Here is a 26,463-nt window from a genome sequence, read left to right as displayed (position 1 = left end):
CAAAAAAAAGTATGATGAGGAAAGTGTAAATTTACAAAAGAAAGTAGGAGAATGAATGACAGAACCAGCCATTCGTTATCGTTTAATAAAGAAAGAAAAACATACAGGTGCTCGTTTAGGAGAAATCATCACGCCTCATGGCACTTTCCCAACACCGATGTTTATGCCTGTAGGAACGTTAGCGACAGTAAAAACAATGTCACCAGAAGACTTGAAAGAGATGGGCGCAGGAGTGATTTTGAGCAATACATATCATTTATGGCTTCGTCCTGGAGATGATTTGATTGCAGAAGCAGGCGGCTTACATAAATTTATGAATTGGGATCAACCGATTTTGACAGATTCTGGCGGTTTTCAGGTGTTCTCGTTAAGCGATATGCGTAAAATCACAGAAGAAGGGGTTCATTTTAGACACCATTTGAATGGATCTAAATTATTCCTTTCACCAGAAAAGGCAATCAACATTCAAAATAATCTAGGCTCTGATATTATGATGAGTTTTGATGAATGTCCGCCATTTGACGAAAGTTACGACTATGTAAAAAAATCGATCGAACGTACATCACGCTGGGCAGAGCGCGGCTTGAAAGCTCATGCTAATCCAGATCGTCAAGGTTTATTTGGAATCATCCAAGGCGCAGGATTTGAAGACTTACGTCGTCAAAGTGCAAAAGATTTGATCAGCATGGACTTTCCAGGTTATTCGATCGGTGGTCTATCTGTAGGTGAACCTAAAGCTGAGATGAATCGCGTGTTAGATTTTACAACACCATTGATCCCAGATAACAAACCAAGATATCTAATGGGTGTGGGAACAGCTGATTCATTAATCGATGGTGTGATTCGTGGCATTGATATGTTTGATTGTGTATTGCCGACTCGAATCGCTAGAAACGGAACTTGTATGACATCTAAAGGCCGTCTTGTCGTTAAAAATGCACAGTATGCAAGAGACTTCCGTCCGTTGGATGAGAAATGTGATTGCTACACTTGTAAAAACTATACGCGAGCCTATATCCGTCACCTAATTAAAGCGGATGAAACATTTGGGATTCGTTTAACGTCTTACCATAATTTGTACTTCCTATTGAATTTGATGAAACAAGTTCGTCAAGCAATCATGGATGATAACCTATTAGAATTTAGACAAGCCTTTTTTGAAGAATATGGATTCAACAAAGAGAATGCGAAAAGTTTCTAAAAAATCGATCAAAAGACTAGTGTTGAAGAAGAAATTTTGGTACAGTGAACTAGTGATTATATGATAGAGAGGTGAATAGATAATGGGCGGAGGACTTTCGTTTATTTTACCATTAATTCTTTTAGCGGGAATGATGTTTTTTATGACACGTTCGCAAAAGAAACAACAAAATGAACGTCAAACACTTTTAGATGCAATGAAAGTGGGCGATGAAGTTGTAACGATCGGCGGATTACATGGTGTGATTTCTGAAATCGATACTGATAAAAGAACTGTATTGATCGATTGTGAAGGAATTATCCTTGAATTTGATCGTGCAGCAATCAAAACAGTGAAGCCAGGTACTGTTGTTACAAATGACAGCGACGTAACGACTATTGAAACTGAGGAAACAGTTGTTGAAGAACCAACAACGACTTCTGAAAACGATGAAACGAAAGAATAAATTCCAGCTTGCTGGGATTTTTTCTTTCTAACATATTAGGAAAATACACATAGACTATTCTTCAGAAAGAAGGGGAGAATCATCGAAAAGCTGTCGTGGCATCAAAAATTCTTATTAAAAAAAGAGTTAAAAACCAAATGCCGTTCTTTTCAGCAACTGGGATATTCATCTGTCAATGAAACTGAATTGATGAATTATCTTGTTTCTTATCGTTGGAAAAAACAATCTCCATCATCAATTAAGGATTGTAAGGAAGACATTTTACATATTGAACCAAACGAATTTTTTGATTATCAACAATTGCTTGCTCAAACAAGTAGTTTAAAGATCAAAGACTGGCACGATTTAACGGACCTATTCTAAAGAAGAATAGGTTCTTTTTTTCTTTTTGTAAGATAGAAAACGCTTGCTTTTTCGGCGGATAAAAAAACTTGTTTGAATGTGAAAAAAATCACAATAAAACTATTTACAAGAAAAAAATATTGTTGTATGATGTGTATGTGAAATAGTTAACAAACAAAAATAAATCATTTATTTTTCTAGGAGGATCACAATGGCTAAAACAATGAAGAAAGAAGATACCAAAAAAACTGATGTATCAGCAATGATTGACGAGTTAGCAAAAAAAGCAAATGTTGCTTTAAAAGAAATGGAAGACTTCGATCAAGAAAAAGTTGACCACATTGTGCACCAAATGGCAATGGCCGCATTAGACCAACATATGCCTTTAGCAAAAATGGCAGTTGAAGAAACTGGCCGTGGAATTTACGAAGATAAAGCAATCAAAAACATGTACGCTTCAGAATATATTTGGAATAGTATCAAACATGATAAAACTGTAGGTGTTATCAATCAAGACGACCAAACAGGTTTAATTGAAATCGCTGAACCAGTTGGTGTAGTTTGTGGTGTTACACCAACAACGAATCCAACATCAACTACAATTTTTAAAGCGTTGATTTCTATCAAAACAAGAAACCCAATCGTATTTGCTTTCCATCCAAGTGCACAAAAATGTTCTGCAGAAGCAGCTCGTATCGTTCGTGATGCCGCTATCAAGGCAGGTGCTCCTGAAAACTGTGTTCAATGGATCGAACAACCTTCATTAGAAGCTACTTCAGGTTTGATGAACCACCCTGGAATTGCCATTGTTTTAGCCACTGGTGGTAGTGCTATGGTGAAATCAGCATATTCAACTGGTAAACCAGCTTTAGGTGTTGGACCAGGTAATGTTCCTTCATATATTGAAAAAACAGCGAAGATCAAACGGGCAGTGAACGATTTGATCGTGTCTAAATCATTCGATAACGGTATGATCTGTGCTTCTGAACAAGCGGTGATTGTCGATAAAGAAGTTTATGCAGCTGTAAAAGCCGAATTTGAAGCGCATCAAGTGTACTTCGTTAAACCAAACGAATTACAAAAACTAGAAGATGCTGTGATGAACGAAGGAAAATATGCGGTTAACCCAGCAATCGTTGGGTACTCAGCTGAACATATCGCAGAACTTGCTGGTATCAAAGTACCAAAAGGTACGAAAATCTTAATTGCTGAACTTGAAGGAGCAGGTGCTGAATATCCACTTTCACGTGAAAAATTATCTCCAGTTCTAGCTATGATGAAAGCAAAAAATACCGCGCATGCTTTTGATCTATGTGAAGCGATGCTTGAGTTAGGTGGATTGGGACATACTGCTGTGATTCATACAGAAGACGAAGATCTACAAGTGAAATTTGGTTTACGCATGAAAGCTTGTCGTATCTTGGTAAACTCTCCGTCAGCAGAAGGCGGAATCGGTAATATCTATAACGAAATGATTCCTTCATTAACATTAGGTTGCGGATCATATGGTAAAAATTCAGTGTCTAAAAACGTATCTGCTGTCAACTTGATCAACGTCAAAACTGTAGCGAAACGGAGAAATAATATGCAATGGTTTAAATTACCGCCAAAAATTTTCTTTGAAAAAAATTCATTACAATATCTACAAAAAATGGAAAATGTTGAACGTGTGATGATCGTTTGTGATCCAGGAATGGTTCAATTTGGCTATGCTGACACAGTTCGTAAAGAATTGCAAAAACGTAAAAACGACGTTCAAATTGAAGTCTTTTCAGCAGTAGAACCAAATCCATCTACAAACACAGTGTACGCTGGAACAAAAGTGATGGTTGATTTTGAACCTGATACAATTATTGCTTTAGGTGGCGGATCTGCAATGGACGCGGCTAAAGGTATGTGGATGTTCTATGAACACCCAGATACAGAATTCTTTGGTGCTAAACAAAAATTCTTAGATATTCGTAAACGTACGTATAAAATCGACAAAGCAGTTAAAACGCAATTTGTATGTATCCCAACAACATCAGGTACAGGATCAGAAGTAACACCATTTGCCGTTATCACAGATAGTGATACTCATGTGAAATATCCATTAGCTGATTACGCATTAACACCAGATGTTGCAATCATTGACCCACAATTTGTGATGTCAGTTCCAGCTTCTGTAACAGCTGATACTGGAATGGATGTTTTAACACACGCAATCGAGTCTTACGTTTCAGTAATGGCTTCTGATTATACGCGCGGATTAAGTTTACAAGCAATCAAATTAGTCTTTGAACACTTAGAAAATTCAGTGAAACGTCCAGATGCTGAAAGTCGTGAAAAAATGCATAATGCATCAACAATGGCTGGTATGGCTTTTGCCAATGCATTCTTGGGAATTTGTCACTCAGTAGCACATAAGATTGGTGGAGAATACGGGATTCCACACGGGCGTACAAATGCGATTTTATTGCCGCATATCATCCGTTACAATGCTAAAGATCCTTCAAAACATGCAATGTTCCCTAAATATGACTACTTCCGTGCAGACACTGATTATGCTGATATCGCGAAATTCTTAGGTCTTAAAGGGAAAAATACTGCAGAATTAGTGGATGCATTAGCAACAGCTGTATACGATTTAGGTGTATCTGTTGGAATCGATATGAACTTGAAAGCGCAAGGTGTCACACAAGAAATTCTTGATTCTACAGTTGATCACATGGCTGAACTAGCTTATGAAGACCAATGTACAACAGCAAATCCAAAAGAACCATTGATCAGTGAATTGAAACAAATAATTATTGATGCTTATAATGGATAATTGAATAAATTGAGAAGAGCGGCTTAAAAGCTGTTCTTCTTTTTTTATTTAGAGGTATAATAAAGTCAAAATAAGTAGGAGTGATGTAAAATGACTATCCGAGAAGCGAAGTTAGAAGATGCAGAAGTGATCAATCAGTTAAATACTTCTCCGTTGAATCACGAATATCCATTAGAAGATACCAAAAAACAGCTGAACTATATACTGTCTTCACCAGTGAATAAAGTATTTGTAAAGACCATAGATGAACAAGTGGTTGGCTACATTCAACTAAGTGAGTATGTCTGTACTTACGGACCGAAGCTGATGAATGTAATGGCGCTAGTAGTAGATGAAACGATACATGGTCAAGGAATCGGGAAATCTTTGCTCAATCATGCAGAACTATGGGCAAAAGAAAATACTGCGAAAGGCATCCGACTAAATTCAGGTGTAGAAAGAACCGAAGCACACAAATTTTATGAACATCAAGGCTATGTAAGAGTGAAGAATCAAGTGAATTTCAGAAAGTTATTTGACTAAATGAGATAAAAATATCAGTCGTAAAGAATGAAATTGCATATTGACAAATGAAAATGTAAAATGATACCATAGAAAATAACGAAGAAGAAAGGAGGGAGCAAAATGAAAATGAATCAATTCAAAACAAGTAACAGTCAGAAATGGGTTGTAGAGCGTTATCATATATTGAAACAATGGCAAAAATCATATTTTTTTGCTCTCTCTATCAGTATATACATGTATTTAAGCTAAGTGCTTGGATAGATAAGCCGTCGATCATTTTTGATCGACGTTTTTTTTGCTGAAATTTTATGGAGGTGAATCCAATGAGTGGAAGAAAAGGAAAAAATCAAACCGGCTGAGGAATGCGGCCGTCATTTTGCATTCCGAATAATAAAAAAGAACGAGGAATCAGAATGTTAACAATTAAAGGGAAATATAACGAAGCACAAGTTTTTACAGACATGTTAGAGGATAGTACGATTGGACAAATTATGTCTTTATGCAATCAAGAGTTTGCGAAAGAAAGTCAAATCAGGATTATGCCAGATACGCATAGCGGCTCAGGCTGTGTGATTGGAACAACGATGACAATCAAAGATAAGGTTGTTCCCAATTTAGTTGGCGTAGATATTGGGTGTGGCTTGTATGTGGTTAAATTAAATAAATCGATCAAAACAAATTTTGATAAACTAGATCGGATTATTCGAACAAGAATTCCAAGTGGTTCTCAATCACATGATAAAAGTCAGTATATGTTTGAACTTTTAAATGTGTCGGCACCGATTCATAAAGGCTGGGCTTTGAGAAGTTTAGGTACCCTTGGTGGAGGAAACCATTTTATTGAAGTCAATGAAGGCAAAGATGGCTTGTATTTAGTGATTCATAGTGGTAGTCGGATTTTAGGTAAAGAGATTGCTGAATACCATCAAGAAGTTGCGTATCAAACGTTATCTCAACTGCGAAAAGAACTAAAGAGCCAAGGGGCAACCGCCAAAAATAATGGGGATTTTGAAAAAGCTTCAGAGTTAGAAAGGATGCGGGAATCAGTAAAAATTCCGTATGAGTTGTCTTATGTTACAGGAGAGCATTTAACAGACTATTTAAGTGACATGAAAATCGCTCAAGCCTATGCCGCTATGAATCGTAAACTTATGGCTGAGGTTATTATCAAAGGAATGAAGTGGAAAAAGGCTGTGATCGAATCGTTTGATTGTCCTCATAATTATATTGATTTAGAACAGAAGCTTTTAAGAAAAGGAGCTGTTTCAGCGAAGTTCGGTGAAAAGATCATCGTTCCTTTAAATATGAAAGATGGAAGTATTCTAGCAACAGGATTAGGTAATCCTAACTGGAATCAATCAGGTCCCCATGGTGCGGGGCGCCTGTTAAGCCGTTCACAGGCAAAAGCAAAAATTAGTTTAGAAAGTTATCAACATGCTATGAAACATGTATGGACAACGTCTGTTTCAAAGAAAACGATCGACGAAGCGCCAAAAGCGTATAAACCGATGAAACAATTAATGGCAGATATGAAAGACACGATGGAAATTCAGGAAGTGATCCGCCCGCTATATAATTTTAAGGGATAGGTTGTTAGGAGAAAAAATAGTATGAGTGAAAGAATGATTATGTCTAAAAAAATTCAGAAATTAGCAACAGCTGATTGTACAGCTTCTAGCTTCTTAAATAGTTCTGAAAATAAAGTTGAATGGAACAAACATTTTGCGCAACACTTTTTAAAAGCATTTAAAGGAACGATTGATGATGAGGGGGAGACTTTGACGGATTGGCTGATCGAAGTTAGGGAAGCTTTTCAAGGGAAATATGGACCCATTATGGAAGAACACTCTTTTTATATGAAAGAAGAAGGGAGGATTATTGCCAGTACCGTTGTTGCCTTGTTTCGGGGCGTTCCCTTAGTTATTTATGTTGCAGTTGACCCTAGAGACAGAGGTCGTGGACTTGCTAAAAAATTGTTAAAGAAAATGTTAGGTTCATTTCATGGTTCAACCTATCAAAAAGTTTATTTAGTTGTAACACCAGGCAATCTACCAGCAGAAATAATTTATAAACAGTTAGGATTTGAGGTAGTCGGAACAAATTGGGATGAGCTTCTAGGATCGTCATGATCCAGAGCGTTGCTTTTTCAAATAAATCATTTGCTGTATATAATGGAGTCAAAGAATCAGTATTTACTTAAATAGGTAATTCTATTAAGAAAGGATGATTGAGATGTCAAAATTTTCTCCATGTTTATGGTTTGATGGAAAAGTAGAAGAAGCAGCTGAGTTTTATGTGAATGCATTTGAGCAAGGGGAAATCAATAAAGTTGATTATTATGTGGATAGTGAACACCAACCTAAAGGATCAGTGCTGACCATCGCGTTGACCCTTTCCGGACAAGAAGTTATTTTGTTGAACGGCGGACCGGAATTTACGTTTACACCTGCAATTTCATTTTTTGTAGAATGTGAGACGGAAGCACAAATTGACAAGTTATGGGAAACGTTAAGTCATAATGGCGAGGTTTTGATGGCATTTGGGTCATATCCGTTCAGCAAGAAATATGGGTGGCTGAAAGATCAATATGGTGTTTCTTGGCAATTAGTCTTATCTGAAGCGCCGCAGTCGATCACACCAAGTTTCTTGTTTGCTGGGGAAGAGTTTGGTAAAGCGGAAGAAGCAATGAATCAATGGATCAATATTTTCGGTGAAGGTAAGGTAGAGTATGTCCAAAAAAATCCGGATGGGACTATTGCTCAAGCGTTATTTACAATGCACGGTCAACCATTTCGAGTGATGGATAGTGGTGAGGCACATGATTTTACCTTTACGATGGCAACGTCGTTTTACGTTTACTGTAAAGACCAAGCAGAGATCGATCGGTTATGGAGTGCTGTGACTACCAAAGGAAAAGAATGGCCATGTGGCTGGATGGAAGATGAGTATGGTGTTTGTTGGCAGACCGTTACGAAGGATATGGATGAATTATTTGATAGTTCTGACCCAGACAGAGCGTATCGGGTAATGCAGGAATTGTATAAAATGAAACGCATCGATATAGCGTTATTGAGAAGCGCATACGAAGGATAAAATAAAAGAAGATTGGGCATTTAAGCTCAATCTTCTTTTTTATTTACTTCTCTTAGCAAACGGTTGATAAGCGATACCACGACTTTCACACCAATGAATGATCTCACTAGAAAAAATAATATCTGTTGTTGTAAGTTCAGTAGTGTTTTTCTTTCCAAGTAACGTATACATCATTTTAAGTTCATCTTCCCATTGTTGGACAAGTTCGATTGTCTCATCAACACTATTTGTCATCAGTTGATTCAAAATCGTTCCAGCAACACCAACACTTTTAGCGCCTAAGCTGAGTGCTTTAACAATATCCAACGACTGACGAACACCACCAGAAGCTAAAACAGCTAAGTCACGTTGCCAGTTCGTCGATTCTAAAAGGGAAAGGACGGTCGATTGTCCCCAGTCAGTTAAAAAGCCTAACTCTCGTTTTTTACGACGGGCATTTTCGATTTGTGTAAAACTTGTTCCACCTTGACCACTGACATCGACAGCTTTCACACCGCGATCGATTAATTGTTCGATTGTCTCACTGCTCATACCAAAACCAACTTCTTTTACAATAACAGGAACAGACAGGTGAGAAACAATTTCTTCAATATTATCCAGCCAACCATGGAAATCACGATCTCCTTCAGGCATGACTAACTCTTGCGGGACATTTACGTGAATTTGTAATCCATCAGCATGAAAAAGATCGACCGCTCTTTTGGCCTCTTCTAATGAAAGGCCTGCGCCAATGTTAGCTAACATCAGGCCGTTTGGATTTTCTTGACGCATGATTTGATAAGTATCTGCTAACTCAGGAGCTTTTAACGCCGCATTGACTGATCCGGTGGCTACCATCACACCCGTTTCTCTAGCGATGATGCCGAGCTTCTGATTAATGTCTTTCGCACGCTCGCTGCCACCTGTCATAGCATTGATATAAAAGGGTTGATTCAAGGAAAAATCAAGAAAAGAGGTTGAAATATCGACGTCATCCATAGCAGTTTCTGAAAATGAATGATGGACAAAACGAAGTTGATCAAAGTCATTAGCTTTTTCTTTATGAAAGGCTTTCGCCAAAGAGATATGTTCATCTTTTCGGTTCATTTTTCTCCTGCTTTCCGTAAAAATATACATGTAATGGTAAAGGCGTGATTCCTTCTTTTTCCCAAGAACTCATCAAAGGTAAAATACCAGATTTTTGTTTGAATAAGACGATGCCGCAATCGCCGCCACCTGCACCAGAAGATTTCGCCGCACCGCCGCAAGTTTGCGCTAAATTACATAATTTCTTTAGGGCAGGTGTTTCGATCGTAACGCCTGTGATCGATGTTAATTGTTGGAGTAATTTCCGGTTTTTTCGTATTTGTGCTTGAATCAAAGAGATATTTTCTGCGTTGAAACCTGCAATCATTGTCTCAACGCACGCCTTGCTGTCATTAAGAAATTGTTGATAAGCTGTTTCTTGTACTTCTTTTGATTGATTGACTTGATCGACTAAATCAGAAGTAGAAGCAGGGCTTCCTGTCCAGCCAATCAATAAACGTAATTTTTTAGGAACAGTGAGTGGTTTGATCATTAGCTTTGGCCATGCTGCTTGAAGTAGCGCTGTTAAAGTTAGTTTTTGAGTTTGATCGTTGACCCATTGATGATCAAAGGTTGAAAAAGCGATCCAACCGCCGTAACAGCTAGCTGCGATATCTCCACAAGAACCATTTCCTTGAACTTCTAAGTGAGCTAGTGCCGAAAGTTTAAAAATCTCTTCTTCCGTCAACTCTAAACCATAAAAGAGACTGAGTGCTTTTACAGTTGCAACAGTTACAGCACCGCTAGAGCCTAAACCATATTTTCGACCATTTGAATTATCTAATTCACTCGTTACTTTTAAATGATAAAAAGATAGTTCTTGTTGTTGTTCTTGGGCGTATTTTTCCGTTAAACGAATCGCTGCCAGTACATAGTGAAACGGATTTTCACGAATATCTAACACAAGCTCGTTGTTTCTTCTTGTCCAACGTACAGGAAGGGAACTGTACTGAGCAGATTGAATGCTACCGACATTTTCTGCTGATTCAAGATTAACAGTCACAAATTGATCCACTGCCACGATAATAGCTGGATGTCCAGGTTCAACAACAGCATATTCACCAGCAATAAACAATTTGCCCGGTGTGGAAACTTCTATCATAATTCTTCCGACCTTTCTACAGGCATCAAGGTGATTCCTGGTCCTGCGTATGCTGTAATCAGCTTTTCTTCAGACAAATGATCTGCTAAAAAATTCTTTAAAGCAGTCAAATTTTTCTTTTCGACCAAGATTTTAACATTTGGTCCAGCATCCATTGTAAAGTAACAAGGCAGACCTTGTTTTCGAGCTAAGCGTACTAACTGCATAACGTTCAAACTTTCAGGTGACCAGTAAGTAAACGGTGGAACAGCAGCTAATGTTGTTCCGTGCATGCGCAATCCGTTAGCCTCGGTGACTTCTCCTAGTTTAACAAAATCTTTTTCTCTAATTGCTTGTTTAGCAGTTGCTAAATCAGGTTCTACATTTTCTAACCAACCAGAATAAAAGCTTGAGGTTTCAACGGTTCTTTTCATGCCATCACGACTAGATATATCTTTTATACCATCATCTACTAAAACGAATAACATAGCTAATTCGTCTTCCCAATCATTGGAAGGAATTACTTGGGCAAATGAGGTTTTATCAGAATCTCCTTTTTGCCATTCAGCAAACCCACCGAAAATACTACGGCAGGCAGATCCTGAGCCGCGACGAGCTAAGCGAGATAGTTCGGTTTCAGTCAATTGTAAATCCAATGCTTGACTACAAGCCCCAGCCAAAGCTGCTAAACCACTAGCAGAAGAAGCGAGTCCTGCTGCCGTGGGAACAAAATTTTGACTATCTACTTTTGCGAATAATGTTAGATTTTGTTGTTTGCGAACAAGATCTAAGAATTTAGAGATTTTAGCGGTTTGTTTAGGATCTTGTTTGTTTCCATCTAAAAAGAACACATCTTCTGTTAATGTTTCATCAAAATGTACAGTTGTTTCAGTATAAAAGGCATCTAAAGTTAAAGAAAGGCTACTATTCATCGGTAGTATCAGCTGTTCATCTTTTTTGCCCCAATACTTAATTAAGGCAATGTTTGTATAGGCTCGTGCTTTTCCAGCGTACATTAATTTTTCACTCCTAATGATTGGATCCAAGTGGCATTAGCGCCGGTTTGCTCTAATGCTGCAGCGATTTTGACTGCTTGCATCTGAGAATCAGCTAAAGCGATCATACAACCGCCACGGCCGCCACCTGTTAATTTTGCTCCTAAAGCTCCGTTTTCTAAAGCTGCTGCGACCAATCGATCTAATTGGTCATTGCTAACGGTCAATGCTTTAAGTTGTTCATGTGCTTGATTCATAACGTTTCCTAATGTAAGAACATCATCTGCTAAAATAACCTGTTTGGCTAGTTTAGTCAAGTGGCCTAACTCAGTGATATGTTGCGAGACTGTTTGTTTGTTTTGTTCAAAAAGATGGGCAACGTCACGGACAGCTGCTCTCGTTTGACCTTTGATGCCAGTATCAGCAACGATCAAAAAAGCATTGGAAACATTCATAGGAAATGTTTCTAATGGATGACCTTTTATGAAAAATAGAGGTTCATTTCCACTGGTAGCGGCTGCGTCGATTCCGCTCGGATTACCATGTGCAATTTTTTCCGCGCGATTGACTAAGTGGAGCAATGTGTCTGGTGTACAGAGAACGTTAAAATAATCAAATAAGCCACGAACGATTGCGACAGCAGTTGCAGCACTTGAACCCATGCCACGTTCTGAGGGGATCGTGCTGGTAATCGTGATTTTTAAAGTCGCAGTTTCTTGATGAAGTGTCAACAACGTTTGGTTGATGGCTTCTCTGATACTTTTTAACTGCTGAGGAACTTCTGACAATTTCCCTGAAAAATAATGACAATCTATGTTCATGGTAGTGTCAGGTTCAATGGTTGTTGAAACGAAGGTCTCTTGAAAAGGGAAAGCAATCGCTGGTTCACCATAAACGACAGAATGCTCGCCCATCAATATAATTTTTCCAGAGGCTTGTCCATGACCGATTTTTTCTATATTCATTTTAATAAACAGTCCTTTTATTTAAAATATCAGCTGTGTGGTGATTTAAGGTGTGATATAAAGACATAGAACGAACACCATAAGTGACAGGTATCCTATTAAGATTACCACAAGCGATTCCTGCTAGCAAAACACTTGAAATATTGATCGTACCAGCATCTTTATAAGTTAATAATAGAACAAAAGTAATCAATAAACTTTAAATAGTGCTTCATGAAGAAGCTTCTTTTCTAGTATCAGAAGGAGTACTCCTATGCTGAGAACAGTTTTCAACCTACACTAGTTTACCAAAAAAGCCTATGAAGTAAAATTTTTAGTTTCTATATTAAGGAAAAAATTAATTTCTTATTAATATCTCTGTAAGCAAAAAAAAGAAAGAATAGAGCACAAGTACCGATCTGAGCTCTATTTTTTCTTCTTACTATTCTTCAATCAATAAGCCCAAACCTGCGGCAATCGTAATTGCTTGTTCTTGTGTTACTTTTAATCCTTTGAGCAATTCTTGAGAAAAAGCAATTTTTTCAAACGTACTTTTTGTTAGATCTAGACCCGCCAGTTTGGTGTGGAACCAGTTACTTCCAGTTAATGAACAGTTGTCAAATAGGATATTATTCCAAGTGACTTCTACAAATTCTGTATCAGCCAAACTAGTTTGTTTAAATTGGACCACTTTTTGATTCGTAGCGCTAAAAGAGGTATAGTCTGCTAAACAATCTTCAAAAAGACAATCCCGCAAATAACTCTCGGCAAAGTTCGTGCCAGTTAATTTACATTGACGAAAATGAACTTGATGAAAACTAGCACCAATCCATTCTGTGTTGGAAAGATCGCAATGGTCAAAGACGACATTACTGCATTCAAAACGTTCTAAATGATTTCGATTCATAGTCAATTTTTCAAAGCGACACTCTCTGAAAACTAAATTGCGGGCATCTTGATAACTCAAGTCTTGCTCTTTCACGGACAGTCCTTCAATAATAATTTCATCATCTATAGAGATAAAATCTGTTTCAGTGAGTTTTGGCAATAAAGGAGCAATAGGTTTCTTGATTTTCATGAATAAAACCTCCAAATTAAATATACTAGCATTACTCTGTTTCTTTATCTAAATTTTCATTTAGTTGATAGGCACGATTGTAAAATTTTAAACACATGGTCAGCACATAAGCTCCTAATAAACCTAAAAGGCTACCTAAAACGATGCCGATCAAACGGTAATTCAACAAGCTTACTAAATATTGATGGCGAGCTAAGTTTGCAAGCAATAAAGACATAGGCGTGGTAAAAAAATTGGCGATCGTATAGTTTCTTTTAATAAAGAATTCCACCGTTACAAAGAAAAAACAAATCAGAAAAATGGTTTCTAACGAAGTGAAAGAAATGCTCAATAAAAGAGCTGCGATCAATAATCCAATCATTGTTCCTAGAATTCTTTGAACATTGCGGTGCATAATCGCCCTTAAATTATCCCCCTGTAAAACAGCTGCACAAGAGACAATCATCCAATAAGCATTGGTCAAATGTAAAGACTGACTGATATAGGTTGCTAAAAATAAAATAGCCGCATAATGCAGTGCATCAAGTAGCGCTGCCGGATCTGTGTACAAGCGTTCTTGTAATGACATTTTTCTTTGAGGTGTGCCAGTTTCCCCTTCAATATAGTACAAAAGAATTGCTACGACAAGAGAGGTTAACACACCTAGTAATACATAACTCATCATAATCGGAACTTTTTCCAATGGAATCTTCGTTCCACTTCCCATGGCGGTTACCATGACAATAAAAAAAGCCCCCGGCTTAGCAATCCTGTATAACCTAAATATAATTCTAGCTAAAAATGCAATCAATGCTATAGCGATTGGGATAAGCCAAGGAATATGAGTACTTAAGACCCCCACTAAATTTCCGAAAAGTAAAAATCCGCCAACTGAACTTAAACGAACCAACAGTTCTTTTAGTGGAAGAGATTGATAATAAAGAAATGTAAAAATTCCAAGTGAGCCGAAACTGCCGATCAATAAATTATTTGAAAAATAACCTATAAAAAGTGGTACGGCCATACAAATACCAGCACCAATCAAGCGAAAAGGTGCTTTTTGAGGTTTGTGAAACGTAGTTAATTCTTTGAAAAATGATGAACGATGCATCTGATCACTCCTTATCTATTAATATGAAATAGGGCAAATATTCTGTAACTCAATTGAAGATGAGACGGATCTTGAATAACAAAAGATCAATTGATGCCCTAATATGTTTCTTCTATATACTAATCTAACATACTTTTTTATAAGAAGACAATCGCTTTTTATCTAATTTAACTTCACGGACTAGCCTTTCGGAAAAAAGAGAAAACCTGATTGTGACAAAAAACACCGCGCTCATGGTGACCTATTTTTCAGTCAAGTCTAAACAAGCTTGTTCAGCTTTTTATAGCCATTTCTAAGAAATCACTTCTAATGAAGATATAATTTAATGATGTGAGTATTAAGAAAAAATAAGATTATTCTTGATTTTTTAATTTAAAAACTGTAAACTATACCTCAGTACAGTAAATAATTATTAAATTCTGATTTTTCAGAAAATACTTAGGGTCTTTATTAGGGAGGAAATAAGAATGAAGTTAAAGAAATCATTTGCGTTTGGATTCATCACTTTATTTAGTTTAACACTCGCAGCGTGCGGTAACGGTGGCGGAAAAACAGACGATACAGGCAGTTCAAAAGCGGCAGATGCCGAACCTAGCGGAGAGCAAGTATTCCGTATCAATGAACAACAAGAAATGCCAAGTGCAGATCCATCTTTAGCTACTGATGAAGTAAGTTTTACGGCATTGAATAATGTTTATGAAGGAATTTATCGTTTAGACGAAAAAAATAAACCACAACCAGCGGGAGCGGCTGAAAAAGCAGAAATGAGCGACGACGGTCTTGTGTACAAAATTAAATTAAATGAAGATGCAAAATGGTCTGACGGAAAACCTGTAAAAGCAGAAGACTATGTTTATGGATGGCAACGTACAGTTGATCCAGCAACAGCTTCAGAATATGCTTCCCTTTATAGCGCAATTAAAAATGGTCAAGCTATTATGGATGGTAAGAAAGATAAAGCTGAACTTGGAATCAAAGCTGTAGGGGACTATGAGTTAGAAGTTACATTAGAGCAAGTAACACCATTTATGGATTACTTATTTGCATTCCCTTCATTCTTCCCACAAAGAAAAGATATTGTAGAAAAATATGCGGATAAATTCGCTGCTAATAGTGACAATGCTGTTTATAACGGACCGTTCACTTTAGCTGACTTTGATGGACCTGGAACAGATACTGAATGGTCTCTTAAAAAGAACAAAGAATATTGGGACAATAAAACAGTTAAATTAGATGAAGTAAAAGTAAGTGTGGTTAAAGAAGCACCAACTTCACTAAACCTTTTCCAAGACGGACAAGTAGATGAAGTTGTGTTGAGTGGGGAGTTAGCACAACAAATGGCTAGCGATCCAGAATTCGTTATTGAAAAAGAAGCATCAACTCAATATATGGAATTAAATCAACGTGAAGATAGTTCACCATTTAAAAATGAAAATCTAAGAAAAGCAATTTCATATGCAATCGATCGTAAATCTTTAGTTGACTCAATCTTAGGTGATGGTTCAGTAGAACCAAAAGGTCTTGTGCCAGCGGATATGTCAACAAGCCCTAAAGGGGATAAAGACTTTGCAGATGAAGCAGGGAATGTGATTGCTCATGACGAGAAAAAAGCAAAAGAGTATTGGGAAAAAGCGAAAAAAGAATTGGGCATCACTAAACTAGACATGGATATCCTTTCTTCAGATACTGATTCTTCTAAGAAAACAGTTGAGTATTTACAAGGTGCTATTCAAGATACTTTAGATGGCGTAAAAGTTACAGTTAGTCCTGTACCATTTTCTGTACGTTTAGATCGTTCAAACAAAGGTGATTTTACAACAACAATCGGTGGTTGGGGAGCAGACTATGCTGATCCAAGTAGTTTCTTGAATCTATTTGAAACAGGCAATTCTTATAACCGTGGTCACTATAGTAATCCTGAATATGATAAAAATATTCAAGCTGCAGCGACAACAAATGCCAATGAACCAGAAAAACGTTGGGATAATATGGTCGATGCGGAAAAGATTATTATGGATGATATGGGTGTAGTACCTCTTTACCAAAGAGCACAAGCTCGTATGCGTTCTGAAAAAGTTAAGGGAATCGCGTTCCACCCAGCTGGACCAAAATTTGATTACAAATGGGCTTATATCTCAGAATAATGTAAGATGATAGTCAATAGCAAAAAGGACCTTTGCCCTCTTTGAATAAAAAGGCAACGGTCCTCTTGCTATCTTTGCTCATAAAAAGTAAAATAATAAAGAAACAATAGAGACAATCAGTAAAATACCTCCAGTTTCAAGCCAGTAAAGCTGATGTGCTTTGCCGATTTCTGAAAATGGAATGAATTCTTTCGGTTCATTTTTCTTTCTAAAACGAAAATGCATTTTCATAAAACGTTGGAAATTATCAAAAAATCCTGAGGACATAATCCACATGGCTAAGCCGATAATCAGAAAGAATAATGAAACGATGAAGAAGGTATCAGATACAGAACGGATAGTCAGTGACTGTTTTATTAATAGGTAAGTGAAAATACCGATGCTTGAGACCGCTGAGGTGATCAAGGGCCATTTAAAGTTTTTCATGTGCTCATCCTTACTTAATTTTCTATCCTTACTTTATCGAAAAAAACTGATGAAGTCAAAATAATCTCGGAGGTGTCATTCTTGAACAGTTTTGGAAAATATTTTCTTAAACGGGTCTTTTTTATGATCATCACATTGTGGCTGATCGCAACGATTACGTTTTTCTTAATGCAATTATTACCAGGTACTCCTTATACCAACCAAGAAAAGCTTAGTCCAGAAACCATTGCTATGTTGAACAAGCAGTCTGGGTTAGATAAGCCTGTAATCGTTCAGTATGGAATTTACTTAAAAAATCTGCTAGTTGGGGATTTTGGTATTTCATTCCAATTTAAAAATCAACCAGTAGCAAAACTTTTAGCAGGTCGTATTGGACCATCTGTCCAATTAGGAGGACAAGCAATCATCTTTGGTACCTTAGTAGGTATTTTACTAGGGATCATAGCTGCAATGCGCCAAAATACATGGGTAGATACATTAGCGACATTAATGGCAATTTTGGGACGTTCCATTCCTAACTTCGTCTTTGCGGTATTATTGCAATATATCTTTGCTATGAAATTAAAAGTGTTGCCAATTGCAATGTGGAATGGTTTTGCTTATACAATTTTACCGACAATAGCATTAGCTATGAGCCCTATGGCCGATTCCGCCAGGTTTATACGAACCGAAATGGTTGAAGTTTTACATAGTGACTATGTAGAGTTAGCTCGCGCCAAAGGCTTGAGCCGTTGGCAAGTAGCTGTGAGACACGGACTTAGAAACAGTTTGATTCCTTTGATTACATTACTCGGCCCATTAGCCGTTGGTTTGATGACAGGATCTTTAGTTGTTGAAAATATTTTCGCTATTCCAGGTATTGGGGAGCAGTTCGTAAAATCAATCATGACCAATGACTATCCAACGATTATGGCAGTAACGATTTTATATTCTGCTTTACTAGTATTTGTTATTTTGATCGTTGATTTACTTTATGGATTGATCGATCCAAGAATTCGTGTTTCAGGAGGTGCCAAAGGTTAATGGAAACAATTGACTTAAACAATGTCCCAGAGAAAATCAAAGAAATACCTGCAAAAGAATTCCAGCCTTTGGATACATCAACAACAAAGGAACGTGAACGAATTGCAACACCGTCACTAAGTTTTTTACAAGACTCTTGGCGTCGTTTAAAGAAGAATAAAGCTGCTGTGATTTCCTTGGTTCTTTTAGGAATCATCATCTTTATTTCAATTATTACTATTTGGGTTTCACCTCATGACCCTACACAGCAAAATGTTGCGTATATCAATTTACCACCGCGTATTCCATTTTTAGACAGTATTAATGGATTTAACGGCACCGCCAATGTTGCGGGCAAGATGGTAGACAAATACGCCCAAGCCAATGTTCCTGATAACGTGAATTTTTATCTTGGAACGGATGGATTAGGCCGTGATGTATTGAGCCGTTTATTCATGGGAACACGTATCTCATTGCTGATTGCGTTTATTGCTGCATTACTTGATATTACAATCGGTGTAACTTACGGGTTGATTTCAGGCTTACTAGGCGGACGTGTGGATACAGTAATGCAACGTATTTTGGAAGTTCTTTCTGGAATTCCTAACCTTGTTGTGATGATTTTGATGCTGACTGTTTTTGATCCAGGTATTTTATCAATCGTGTTAGCAATGGTGATTACCAACTGGATTTCAATGGCTAGAATCGTTCGGGCTCAGACCTTGAAACTAAAAGATCAAGAGTTTGTTTTAGCAGCCCAAACATTAGGTGAATCTCGCTTGAAGATTGCCGTAAAACATATTTTGCCGAATATCTCAAGTGTGATCATCGTTCAAATGATGTTCAGTATCCCATCGGCAATTTTCTTCGAAGCGTTTCTAAGTTTCATCGGTTTAGGATTAAGACCGCCGACCGCTTCTCTTGGAACATTATTAAATGAAGGATATAAAACGTTCCGTTTCCTTCCATATTTGATGTGGATTCCTGCCGTAACTTTGTCAGTCGTGATGATTTGTTTCAACTTACTAGCTGACGGACTACGTGATGCCTTCGATCCTAAGATGAAAGAGTAGAGTGAATGACTATGGAAAAAGTATTAGAAGTAAAAGACTTACAGATTTCTTTTGATACGTTTGCTGGAAAAGTAAATGCTATTCGTGGTGTTAGCTTTGAGCTGTTCAAAGGGGAAACTCTTGCGATCGTAGGGGAATCTGGTAGTGGTAAATCTGTTACTACTAGAAGTATCATGCGATTATTGAGCAGCAATGCAAACATCGACAATGGAGAAATTCTGTTTAAAGGTGAAGATATCGTACACAAAACGGAAAAACAAATGCAAACCATTCGTGGGAAAGAAATTGCAATGATTTTCCAAGATCCAATGACTTCATTGGACCCAACAATGCCAATTGGCAAACAGGTAGCTGAATCGTTGATCAAACACAATAAAGTGTCGAAAAAAGAAGGCTTAGATCAAGCGTTAGAACTATTGAAATTAGTAGGGATTCCAAATGCTGAAAAACGTTTGAAAAACTACCCTCACCAATTCTCAGGTGGACAACGTCAACGAATCGTTATTGCGATTGCTTTGATTTGTTATCCAGAGGTTCTGATTGCAGATGAGCCGACAACCGCCTTGGATGTTACGATCCAAGCACAAATTTTAGAACTATTAAAAGATTTACAACAAAAAATCAGCACATCGATCATCTTTATCACCCATGATTTAGGGGTAGTAGCAAATGTAGCTGATCGTGTAGCTGTTATGTATGGTGGACGTTTAGTGGAAGTGGGAACATCAGAAGAAATCTTCTATAACCCACAACATCCATATACATGGGGCTTACTTGGCTCAATGCCAACAATGGAAGGGACAGAAGACAAGCTATACGCAATTCCTGGCTCACCTCCCGATTTGTTAGATCCGCCAAAAGGCGATGCTTTTTATCCGCGTAATGAATTTGCGATGAAGATCGACGCAGAAGAAGCACCACCGTATTTTGAAGTATCACCAACTCATAAAGCTGCAACGTGGTTATTAGCTCCACAAGCACCAAAAATCACCCCTCCAGCTGAAATTGTAAGACGTTGGGCGATTTATGCTGAACGCCATAATACGACTGCAGGAGGCGTTAAATAATGAGTGAAAAAAGAAAAGTACTTTTAGATGTTAAAGGACTAAAGCAATATTTTAACGTTGGACGCCCTGACGAAGTTAGAGCAGTCGACGACATCAGTTTCCATATCTACGAAGGTGAGACTTTCGGATTGGTTGGAGAATCAGGTAGTGGTAAATCAACAACTGGGCGAAGTGTGATTCGTTTGTATGATCCGACTGGTGGAGAAATCATTTTCAATGGTGATGATATCAGTAAAATTCGTTCAAAATCAGGAATGCAAGCATTCCGTCGTGAAGTTCAAATGATCTTTCAAGATCCTTATGCGTCATTGAATCCGAGAATGAAGGTCAATGATATCATTGCAGAAGGAATCGACATTAATCATTTAGCAAAAGATGCTGCTGAACGTGAAGCTAAAGTTAACGAGTTATTGAAAGTTGTTGGACTTGATCCAAGTCACGGTACACGTTATCCACATGAGTTTTCAGGCGGCCAACGTCAACGAATCGGAATTGCGAGAGCTTTGGCTGTTGACCCTCGTTTCATCATCTGTGATGAGCCGATTTCAGCACTGGATGTATCGATCCAAGCGCAAGTAGTCAATTTATTGCAAGACTTACAAAAAGATGCTGGACTGACTTATTTGTTTATTGCCCATGATTTATCCATGGTTAAACATATCAGCGACCGTATTGGTGTTATGCACAGTGGTAGATTGTTGGAAATGGGTTCAAGTGATGATGTATATAACTTTGGTGTACATCCGTATACTGAAAGTTTACTATCTGCTATCCCGTTACCGGATCCAGATTATGAACGGACACGTAAACGTATTGTTTATAAACCACAACCAGAAGATAACAAAGAACGTAAACTGAGAGAAATCACGCCAGAACATTATGTCTATTGTTCTGAAGATGAAGTTGATGTTTACCGTAAAAAAATTGAAGAGAAAAAAGCCAGAGCGAATCACGAGTAGTCGTTTTGAATTGAAATACTAGCTAAGAAATTGTTTTTCTTAGCTAGCATTTTTAAACCTAAGATGAATGAATCTTTTTTCTTTGTGGCGTAATCATTTTAGAATTGCTACATGGGCTAGCCTTTCGGGGAAAAATAAAATGTGATTGTGGTCAAAAGCGCCTTAATCATATTTTTCTATTTTCAGTCGAGACTTAACGAGCCCATTCAGCTTTTTATTCAATCTAGCTTTATGGGCTAACTCCTCGGAAAAAAGATAAAATCTAAATGAGACAAAAGCGCCTCAGTTAGATTTTCCTATTTTTCAGTTGAGATTTAACGAGCCCATTCAGCTTTTTATTGGTAGGGTGGTATTCAAATGAAGGTATTAAAGGCGTATAAGTACAGACTTTACCCTACTTTATTACAAGAAGAGTTCATAAAAAAAACTTTTTCTTGCGTTCGGCTTGTGCATAATCTTTTATTACAGGAAAGAATTCAGTTGTATAAGGAACTGAAAAAAAAACCTGATTTAAAAGTAAAGTTACCGACACCAGCTCAATTTAAAAAAGAGCATCCTTGTTTAAAGGAAGTGGACAGCTTAGCATTATCAAATGCGCAGGTTTACTTGGATCGAGCATTTAAAAATTTTTATAGAGAAAAGTCGGTTGGTTTTCCTAAATTAAAACAAAAGAAAAACGCTGTTAGTTCTTATACAACGAATAATCAAAATGGCACAATTAAAATTATTGATGAAAAATATTTAAAAGTACCTAAACTGAAATCGTTGATTAAAATGAAAATGCATCGTCCGGTAATAGGGAAAATAAAGTCAGCGACAATTTCTTTGACTCCGAGTAATAAGTATTTTGTTTCAATTCTTTGTGAAGAAGAAATTCTGACTGTTGAAAAGACGTATTCGGCAATTGGAATTACTTTAGGCGCTTCAGAATTTGCTGTATTATCAAATGGTAGACGTATCGATAATGATAAATTTACGAAAGAATTTGAACAGCGCATCACTAGAGAAGAAAGAAAATTATTGCGGCGTAAGGAAATTGCTAAATTAAAAGGGAACGAGCTTTCCCAACAAAAAAACTATCAGAAACAAAAACTAAAAGTGGCAAAAATGCGGGAAAAATTAATGAATCAACGCATTGATTTTCTGAATAAGATCACTACAGAAATTGTTAGAAAATATGATTTGATTTGTATAGAAGATATTCATCAAAAAGACTTTTTTAGAAATAGCAAGTTGCATCGGGGCGTTTCAGATGTCTCATGGGCATTGTTTGTTTCAAAGCTTGAATATAAAGCAATTTGGTATAAGAAAAGATTGATCAAGGTTTCAGCTTGCGGGAAAAGTTCTGAACATTCAGATAATACTATGCTAAGTCAGATATTTGTAAAAGACATCAATGAGAAGAAAGGTCTGCGTGATCCAGAGACTGCGGCTAGTATCCAAGTGTTGATTCAAGGATTGAAAGATACAAAAACCAAATAAAAAATGAAGAACTGTAGGGACTACAGGGATAGCCTAGGGCATATAAGATAGATATAGCGTTTATTCGATCATTTATCTTTTTCTAGGAAGTTTCTAGCGGAATAGAAATAGTTCACTAATTATTAGTTTATGAACAATAAAAAAATTGAACTTCGTTCTCAAAATTTAAGTATGCAATTACTTGAATAAAATGGAACGAAGTTTTTTGTTCGACAAGATAAAAAGTATAGTACAATATTAATAAGTGAAACAATAAAAGAGGGGGCCAATAATGAAAGAGTATAAAGCACTGGTTTTTTTTGATTTAGATGGTACGTTGCTAGATACGGATTCAAAAATTTCTCAAGAAAACCGTCAAGCGATTGCTGATTTGAAAAAGAACAATGTTTTACCATTGATTGCAAGTGGCCGTTCTCCAAAAGAAATTATGGAAATTACTGCGGGGACGCTTGTTGATTCATTTATAAGTTTGAACGGGCAGTACAATGTGGTCGAAAATGAAGTTGTTTCTAAACATGCAATACCGATTAGTGCGATTCAAGAATTGATAGCGTTCTCTAAATCATTTGCTCATTCACTAGCCTATTACACAGCAGAAGACTATGCGACGAGTTATACAAATGACAGTATGACAAAATTATATCAGCTAGATAATGCGCCGTTGCCTAAAATAGCTAGTGATTTTTATAAAAATAATGAAATCTACATGGTTTATCTTTTTTCAGAGGAAGAAGATAAAGATCGATTATACATAGAACGATTTTCTGAACTATTCACTTTTTTTAGAGATAGTCCCTATTCAATGGCCGTTGTGCTAAAAGAACAATCGAAACAAGCTGGTATAAAAGAAGTTGTCAAAGCGTTAGGGTTGGTTCATGTACCAACGTATGCATTTGGGGATGGAAATAATGATATAGGAATGTTTGAAGTAGTTGACACTGCCATTGCTATGGCGAATGCAGCAGAACATGTGAAAAAACAGGCTGATTACATTACAACATCGCATATGGATGATGGAATTCGATTTGGATTAAATTATTTTGGTTTACTAAACAGAGAGGAAGTAGAAAAATGACAGTAAAAATGATTGCAGTAGACATGGATGGTACGTTTTTGAACAGTCAACAGGACTATGATCGGGAAAAATTTAATCAATTATATCAACTAATGAAGCAACAAGGTATTCGTTTTGTTGTGGCTAGTGGGAACCAATATTATCAACTTAAATCTTTTTTTCCAGAAATTGAAAAAGAATTATCGTTTGTAGCAGAGAACGGTGCCTATGTTGTTAGTGAAGGCGAAGAAATATTCACGGGTGAAATCGATCCAGAAGTTATTCATGAAGTTCTAACGATCTTGGCTGAATTCAAACAAGGACATACGATTCTTTGTGGAAAAAACAGTGCTTATGTTTCCGAAACAGAGCCGGATTCTTTTATTGAACATGGTCAAAAATATTATCACCGATTGAAAAAAGTACCTAATTTAGGGGAAGTGACGGGTGATACACTGTTCAAGTTTGCTTTAAGTTTTCCTGTTGAGCAAGTAGCAGAAGTGTTAGGGCAGTTACAGGAGGCTGTAGGAGATAAGGTGATTCCCGTTTCTAGTGGACATGGTGATGTTGATTTGATCATTCCAGGGATTCATAAAGCTCATGGATTGATGAAGCTACAAGAGTTATGGGGCATAAAAAATCATGAGGTGGCTGCGTTTGGGGATAGTGGGAATGATCTAGAGATGCTGAAACATGCAGAGTACAGTTATGTCATGAGCAACGGACAACCAAATGTCAAGGTAGCTGCTAAAGAAATTATTTTATCAAACGATGAAAATGGCGTTCTCGTGAAAATAGCAGAATTACTTGGGAACTAAAGAATAGAAGTCAAGACAGAAACCGAGGGGTCTAAAATTCATGGTTTCTGTCTTAACTAAAAAAATGTTGACAAGGGTTGATAAATATCATATACTATTAGAGTTGAGAAATGAAAGCAGAAGCACCCGCTTCTCGCCTTAGCTGACAGTGTCACTGGGCTAGATATTGGATTCTTATATCAATCGATATGAGTCCGAAAATCGCGGGATCTGTATACAGAGCCTGTTTTTTATTGTGTTTTTATACGATAACAGACTTTTGGAAAAAGAGTTTCAGCAACGATTTTCTCTTAAAAAACTTGGAGGTGAATGACCATAGCAAAGGATATGATGGTGAACGACGGCATTCGTGCACGCGAGTTACGTTTGATCGGACAAGATGGCGAACAACTAGGTGTAAAAACAAAAGTGGAAGCATTACAAATTGCTGAAACAGCCAATCTGGATTTAGTTCTAGTAGCACCTACGGCAAAACCGCCTGTTGCGCGAATTATGGATTACGGGAAATTCCGTTTCGAAACGCAAAAGAAAGAGCGTGAAGCTCGTAAGAAACAAAAAGTGATCAACGTAAAAGAAGTGCGTTTAAGTCCAACAATTGATTTAAATGACTTTAATACAAAACTTCGTAATGCACGTAAATTCTTAGAAAAAGGCGATAAAGTGAAAGCTTCGATCCGTTTCAAAGGCCGTGCCATTACCCACAAAGAAATTGGTCAGAAAGTTCTTGATCGCTTAGCGGAAGAAACTGCAGATATTGCTACAGTGGAACAAAAAGCGAAAATGGACGGACGCAGCATGTTTCTAACGCTGGCACCGAAGAATGAAAATTAAGCTAACAAGCTGATAACTAGTTAATCAAATTTTTTTAGGATGCTAGTTCAACTTTTTCAACTAATTTAGTTGAACTGTATGCGAAATGAAAATGTAGGAGGAAAATTAGTCATGCCAAAACAAAAAACACACCGCGGATCAGCAAAACGTTTCAAACGTACTGGTAACGGCGGGTTAAAAAGATTCCGTGCGTTTACAAGTCACCGTTTCCACGGTAAAACAAAAAAACAACGTCGTCAATTGCGTAAAGCAGGAATGGTATCAGCAGGCGATTTCAAACGTATTCGTCAACAATTAGCAAGAATGAAATAAGCAAGCTGAAAAATTCTTGTACTAACCTAGCAATTAAAATAACTCATAGAGATAACAGATATTTAGGAGGAATTAACCATGGCACGTGTTAAAGGTGGCGTAGTAAGCCGTAAACGTCGTAAAAAGATCCTTAAGTTAGCGAAAGGCTATTACGGATCAAAACATACTTTATTTAAAACAGCAAAAGAACAAGTAATGAAATCTTATAGTTATGCATACAGAGATCGTCGTCAAAAGAAACGTGATTTCCGTAAATTATGGATTGCGCGTATCAACGCAGCGGCTCGTATGAATGGCTTGAGCTATTCTAAATTAATGCACGGTTTGAAATTGGCAGAGATTGATATCAACCGTAAAATGTTAGCTGAATTAGCAGTAAACGATGCAGCAGCATTCACAGCTTTAGCTGATCAAGCTAAAGGTGCTTTAGCTAAATAATTAAATTCTTGTTGATTTATCAACATTTCTACCCACTCAATTAGAGTGGGTATTTTTTTGCTCTAATTCTATTGTTCAAATAAATTTAAGATACGTGCTTATAAAGTGGCTTTACATAAAGGTTTGAGCTATTGAATTTTTTGAGATAATAAAATTTTGATTAAAAAAAGACGGTTTTTATGTCTCACACGATCAATATAAGGAGTTTAA

At 37.1% G+C, this 26,463-nt stretch carries 27 protein-coding genes; 20 read left to right on the top strand and 7 right to left on the bottom strand.

The window, feature by feature from the left end; all coding sequences use genetic code 11:
* The first annotated feature begins 55 nt into the window (after nucleotides 1-55).
* The 9 genes from tgt to AC4BB5_RS14620 all read left to right on the top strand — a co-directional run bounded on the left by tgt (nucleotide 56) and on the right by AC4BB5_RS14620 (nucleotide 8,394).
* Nucleotides 56-1,201 carry a tRNA guanosine(34) transglycosylase Tgt gene (gene tgt, locus AC4BB5_RS14660; RefSeq protein WP_010771116.1) on the top strand — a complete coding sequence of 382 codons (1,146 nt, stop codon included), beginning with the start codon at nucleotides 56-58 and terminating at the stop codon, nucleotides 1,199-1,201.
* 82 nt (nucleotides 1,202-1,283) lie between these two features.
* The gene (gene yajC / locus AC4BB5_RS14655; protein WP_490456838.1) at nucleotides 1,284-1,646 is read left to right on the top strand and encodes a preprotein translocase subunit YajC; all 363 of its coding nucleotides are present in this window, start codon (nucleotides 1,284-1,286) and stop codon (nucleotides 1,644-1,646) included.
* Between the two features lie 78 nt (nucleotides 1,647-1,724).
* Nucleotides 1,725-2,009 carry a post-transcriptional regulator gene (locus AC4BB5_RS14650; protein ID WP_490459078.1) on the top strand — a complete coding sequence of 95 codons (285 nt, stop codon included), beginning with the start codon at nucleotides 1,725-1,727 and terminating at the stop codon, nucleotides 2,007-2,009.
* A 190-nt stretch (nucleotides 2,010-2,199) separates the two neighbouring features.
* On the top strand, nucleotides 2,200-4,797 hold the full coding sequence (adhE, locus tag AC4BB5_RS14645) for a bifunctional acetaldehyde-CoA/alcohol dehydrogenase (RefSeq protein WP_490456837.1): 2,598 nt from the start codon (nucleotides 2,200-2,202) through the stop codon (nucleotides 4,795-4,797).
* 90 nt (nucleotides 4,798-4,887) lie between these two features.
* Complete coding sequence (locus AC4BB5_RS14640) at nucleotides 4,888-5,319, top strand: GNAT family N-acetyltransferase (protein ID WP_490456836.1); 432 nt, start codon at nucleotides 4,888-4,890, stop codon at nucleotides 5,317-5,319.
* A gap of 102 nt (nucleotides 5,320-5,421) precedes the next feature.
* Nucleotides 5,422-5,550, top strand: a complete 129-nt coding sequence (locus tag AC4BB5_RS14635; protein ID WP_490456835.1) for a hypothetical protein — start codon at nucleotides 5,422-5,424, stop codon at nucleotides 5,548-5,550.
* A gap of 164 nt (nucleotides 5,551-5,714) precedes the next feature.
* On the top strand, nucleotides 5,715-6,890 hold the full coding sequence (locus AC4BB5_RS14630) for an RtcB family protein (RefSeq protein WP_490456834.1): 1,176 nt from the start codon (nucleotides 5,715-5,717) through the stop codon (nucleotides 6,888-6,890).
* A gap of 21 nt (nucleotides 6,891-6,911) precedes the next feature.
* The gene (locus AC4BB5_RS14625; RefSeq protein WP_490456833.1) at nucleotides 6,912-7,430 is read left to right on the top strand and encodes a GNAT family N-acetyltransferase; all 519 of its coding nucleotides are present in this window, start codon (nucleotides 6,912-6,914) and stop codon (nucleotides 7,428-7,430) included.
* A gap of 103 nt (nucleotides 7,431-7,533) precedes the next feature.
* Nucleotides 7,534-8,394, top strand: a complete 861-nt coding sequence (locus tag AC4BB5_RS14620) for a VOC family protein (protein WP_490456832.1) — start codon at nucleotides 7,534-7,536, stop codon at nucleotides 8,392-8,394.
* A gap of 39 nt (nucleotides 8,395-8,433) precedes the next feature.
* Here the strand turns inward: AC4BB5_RS14620 and fni are convergent, their stop codons facing one another.
* The 6 genes from fni to AC4BB5_RS14590 all read right to left on the bottom strand — a co-directional run bounded on the left by fni (nucleotide 8,434) and on the right by AC4BB5_RS14590 (nucleotide 14,647).
* The gene (gene fni, locus AC4BB5_RS14615) at nucleotides 8,434-9,480 is read right to left on the bottom strand and encodes a type 2 isopentenyl-diphosphate Delta-isomerase (protein WP_490456831.1); all 1,047 of its coding nucleotides are present in this window, start codon (nucleotides 9,478-9,480) and stop codon (nucleotides 8,434-8,436) included.
* Complete coding sequence (locus tag AC4BB5_RS14610; protein WP_490456830.1) at nucleotides 9,464-10,561, bottom strand: phosphomevalonate kinase; 1,098 nt, start codon at nucleotides 10,559-10,561, stop codon at nucleotides 9,464-9,466. The genes fni and AC4BB5_RS14610 overlap by 17 nt, the downstream gene beginning before the upstream one ends.
* A complete protein-coding gene (mvaD, locus tag AC4BB5_RS14605) occupies nucleotides 10,558-11,556 on the bottom strand; it encodes a diphosphomevalonate decarboxylase (protein ID WP_490456829.1) in 999 nt (332 codons plus the stop codon). Before mvaD ends, AC4BB5_RS14610 begins: the two co-directional genes overlap by 4 nt.
* Nucleotides 11,556-12,500 (bottom strand): mevalonate kinase, encoded by a 945-nt coding sequence (mvk, locus tag AC4BB5_RS14600; protein ID WP_490456828.1) that lies wholly within the window; start codon nucleotides 12,498-12,500, stop codon nucleotides 11,556-11,558. The genes mvaD and mvk overlap by 1 nt, the downstream gene beginning before the upstream one ends.
* Before the next feature lie 421 nt (nucleotides 12,501-12,921).
* Nucleotides 12,922-13,557 carry a pentapeptide repeat-containing protein gene (locus AC4BB5_RS14595; protein WP_490456827.1) on the bottom strand — a complete coding sequence of 212 codons (636 nt, stop codon included), beginning with the start codon at nucleotides 13,555-13,557 and terminating at the stop codon, nucleotides 12,922-12,924.
* A 31-nt stretch (nucleotides 13,558-13,588) separates the two neighbouring features.
* Nucleotides 13,589-14,647, bottom strand: a complete 1,059-nt coding sequence (locus tag AC4BB5_RS14590; protein ID WP_490456826.1) for an FUSC family protein — start codon at nucleotides 14,645-14,647, stop codon at nucleotides 13,589-13,591.
* A 467-nt stretch (nucleotides 14,648-15,114) separates the two neighbouring features.
* Between AC4BB5_RS14590 and AC4BB5_RS14585 the strand changes: the two genes are divergently transcribed.
* Entirely contained in the window at nucleotides 15,115-16,791 is a 1,677-nt protein-coding gene (locus AC4BB5_RS14585; RefSeq protein ID WP_490456825.1) for a peptide ABC transporter substrate-binding protein, read from the top strand.
* Nucleotides 16,792-16,869: 78 nt separating this feature from the next.
* Here AC4BB5_RS14585 and AC4BB5_RS14580 read toward each other — a convergent pair whose 3' ends face one another.
* On the bottom strand, nucleotides 16,870-17,217 hold the full coding sequence (locus tag AC4BB5_RS14580; RefSeq protein WP_490456824.1) for a DUF3899 domain-containing protein: 348 nt from the start codon (nucleotides 17,215-17,217) through the stop codon (nucleotides 16,870-16,872).
* 81 nt (nucleotides 17,218-17,298) lie between these two features.
* Between AC4BB5_RS14580 and opp1B the strand changes: the two genes are divergently transcribed.
* From opp1B to rplT, 10 genes are all read left to right on the top strand, one after another.
* Nucleotides 17,299-18,240, top strand: a complete 942-nt coding sequence (gene opp1B, locus AC4BB5_RS14575) for an oligopeptide ABC transporter permease Opp1B (RefSeq protein ID WP_010763955.1) — start codon at nucleotides 17,299-17,301, stop codon at nucleotides 18,238-18,240.
* Complete coding sequence (gene opp3C, locus AC4BB5_RS14570; RefSeq protein WP_490456823.1) at nucleotides 18,240-19,292, top strand: oligopeptide ABC transporter permease; 1,053 nt, start codon at nucleotides 18,240-18,242, stop codon at nucleotides 19,290-19,292. Before opp1B ends, opp3C begins: the two co-directional genes overlap by 1 nt.
* A gap of 5 nt (nucleotides 19,293-19,297) precedes the next feature.
* Entirely contained in the window at nucleotides 19,298-20,359 is a 1,062-nt protein-coding gene (opp1D, locus tag AC4BB5_RS14565) for an oligopeptide ABC transporter ATP-binding protein Opp1D (RefSeq protein WP_010771135.1), read from the top strand.
* The gene (locus AC4BB5_RS14560) at nucleotides 20,359-21,318 is read left to right on the top strand and encodes an ABC transporter ATP-binding protein (protein WP_490456822.1); all 960 of its coding nucleotides are present in this window, start codon (nucleotides 20,359-20,361) and stop codon (nucleotides 21,316-21,318) included. The genes opp1D and AC4BB5_RS14560 overlap by 1 nt, the downstream gene beginning before the upstream one ends.
* A gap of 357 nt (nucleotides 21,319-21,675) precedes the next feature.
* Entirely contained in the window at nucleotides 21,676-22,800 is a 1,125-nt protein-coding gene (locus AC4BB5_RS14555) for an RNA-guided endonuclease TnpB family protein (RefSeq protein WP_490456821.1), read from the top strand.
* Nucleotides 22,801-23,071: 271 nt separating this feature from the next.
* On the top strand, nucleotides 23,072-23,875 hold the full coding sequence (locus AC4BB5_RS14550) for a Cof-type HAD-IIB family hydrolase (RefSeq protein WP_490456820.1): 804 nt from the start codon (nucleotides 23,072-23,074) through the stop codon (nucleotides 23,873-23,875).
* Nucleotides 23,872-24,672, top strand: coding sequence for a Cof-type HAD-IIB family hydrolase (locus AC4BB5_RS14545; protein WP_490456819.1), 801 nt, complete (start codon nucleotides 23,872-23,874; stop codon nucleotides 24,670-24,672). The genes AC4BB5_RS14550 and AC4BB5_RS14545 overlap by 4 nt, the downstream gene beginning before the upstream one ends.
* A gap of 309 nt (nucleotides 24,673-24,981) precedes the next feature.
* Nucleotides 24,982-25,503 (top strand): translation initiation factor IF-3, encoded by a 522-nt coding sequence (gene infC / locus AC4BB5_RS14540; protein ID WP_010762696.1) that lies wholly within the window; start codon nucleotides 24,982-24,984, stop codon nucleotides 25,501-25,503.
* 111 nt (nucleotides 25,504-25,614) lie between these two features.
* Nucleotides 25,615-25,815 (top strand): 50S ribosomal protein L35, encoded by a 201-nt coding sequence (rpmI, locus tag AC4BB5_RS14535; RefSeq protein ID WP_010771140.1) that lies wholly within the window; start codon nucleotides 25,615-25,617, stop codon nucleotides 25,813-25,815.
* 78 nt (nucleotides 25,816-25,893) lie between these two features.
* Nucleotides 25,894-26,253, top strand: coding sequence for a 50S ribosomal protein L20 (gene rplT, locus AC4BB5_RS14530; protein WP_069639337.1), 360 nt, complete (start codon nucleotides 25,894-25,896; stop codon nucleotides 26,251-26,253).
* Nucleotides 26,254-26,463: the final 210 nt, after the last annotated feature.

This window comes from Enterococcus sp. AMC1252 (assembly GCF_058216515.1).
This window is presented reverse-complemented; position numbering and strand designations above follow the sequence as displayed.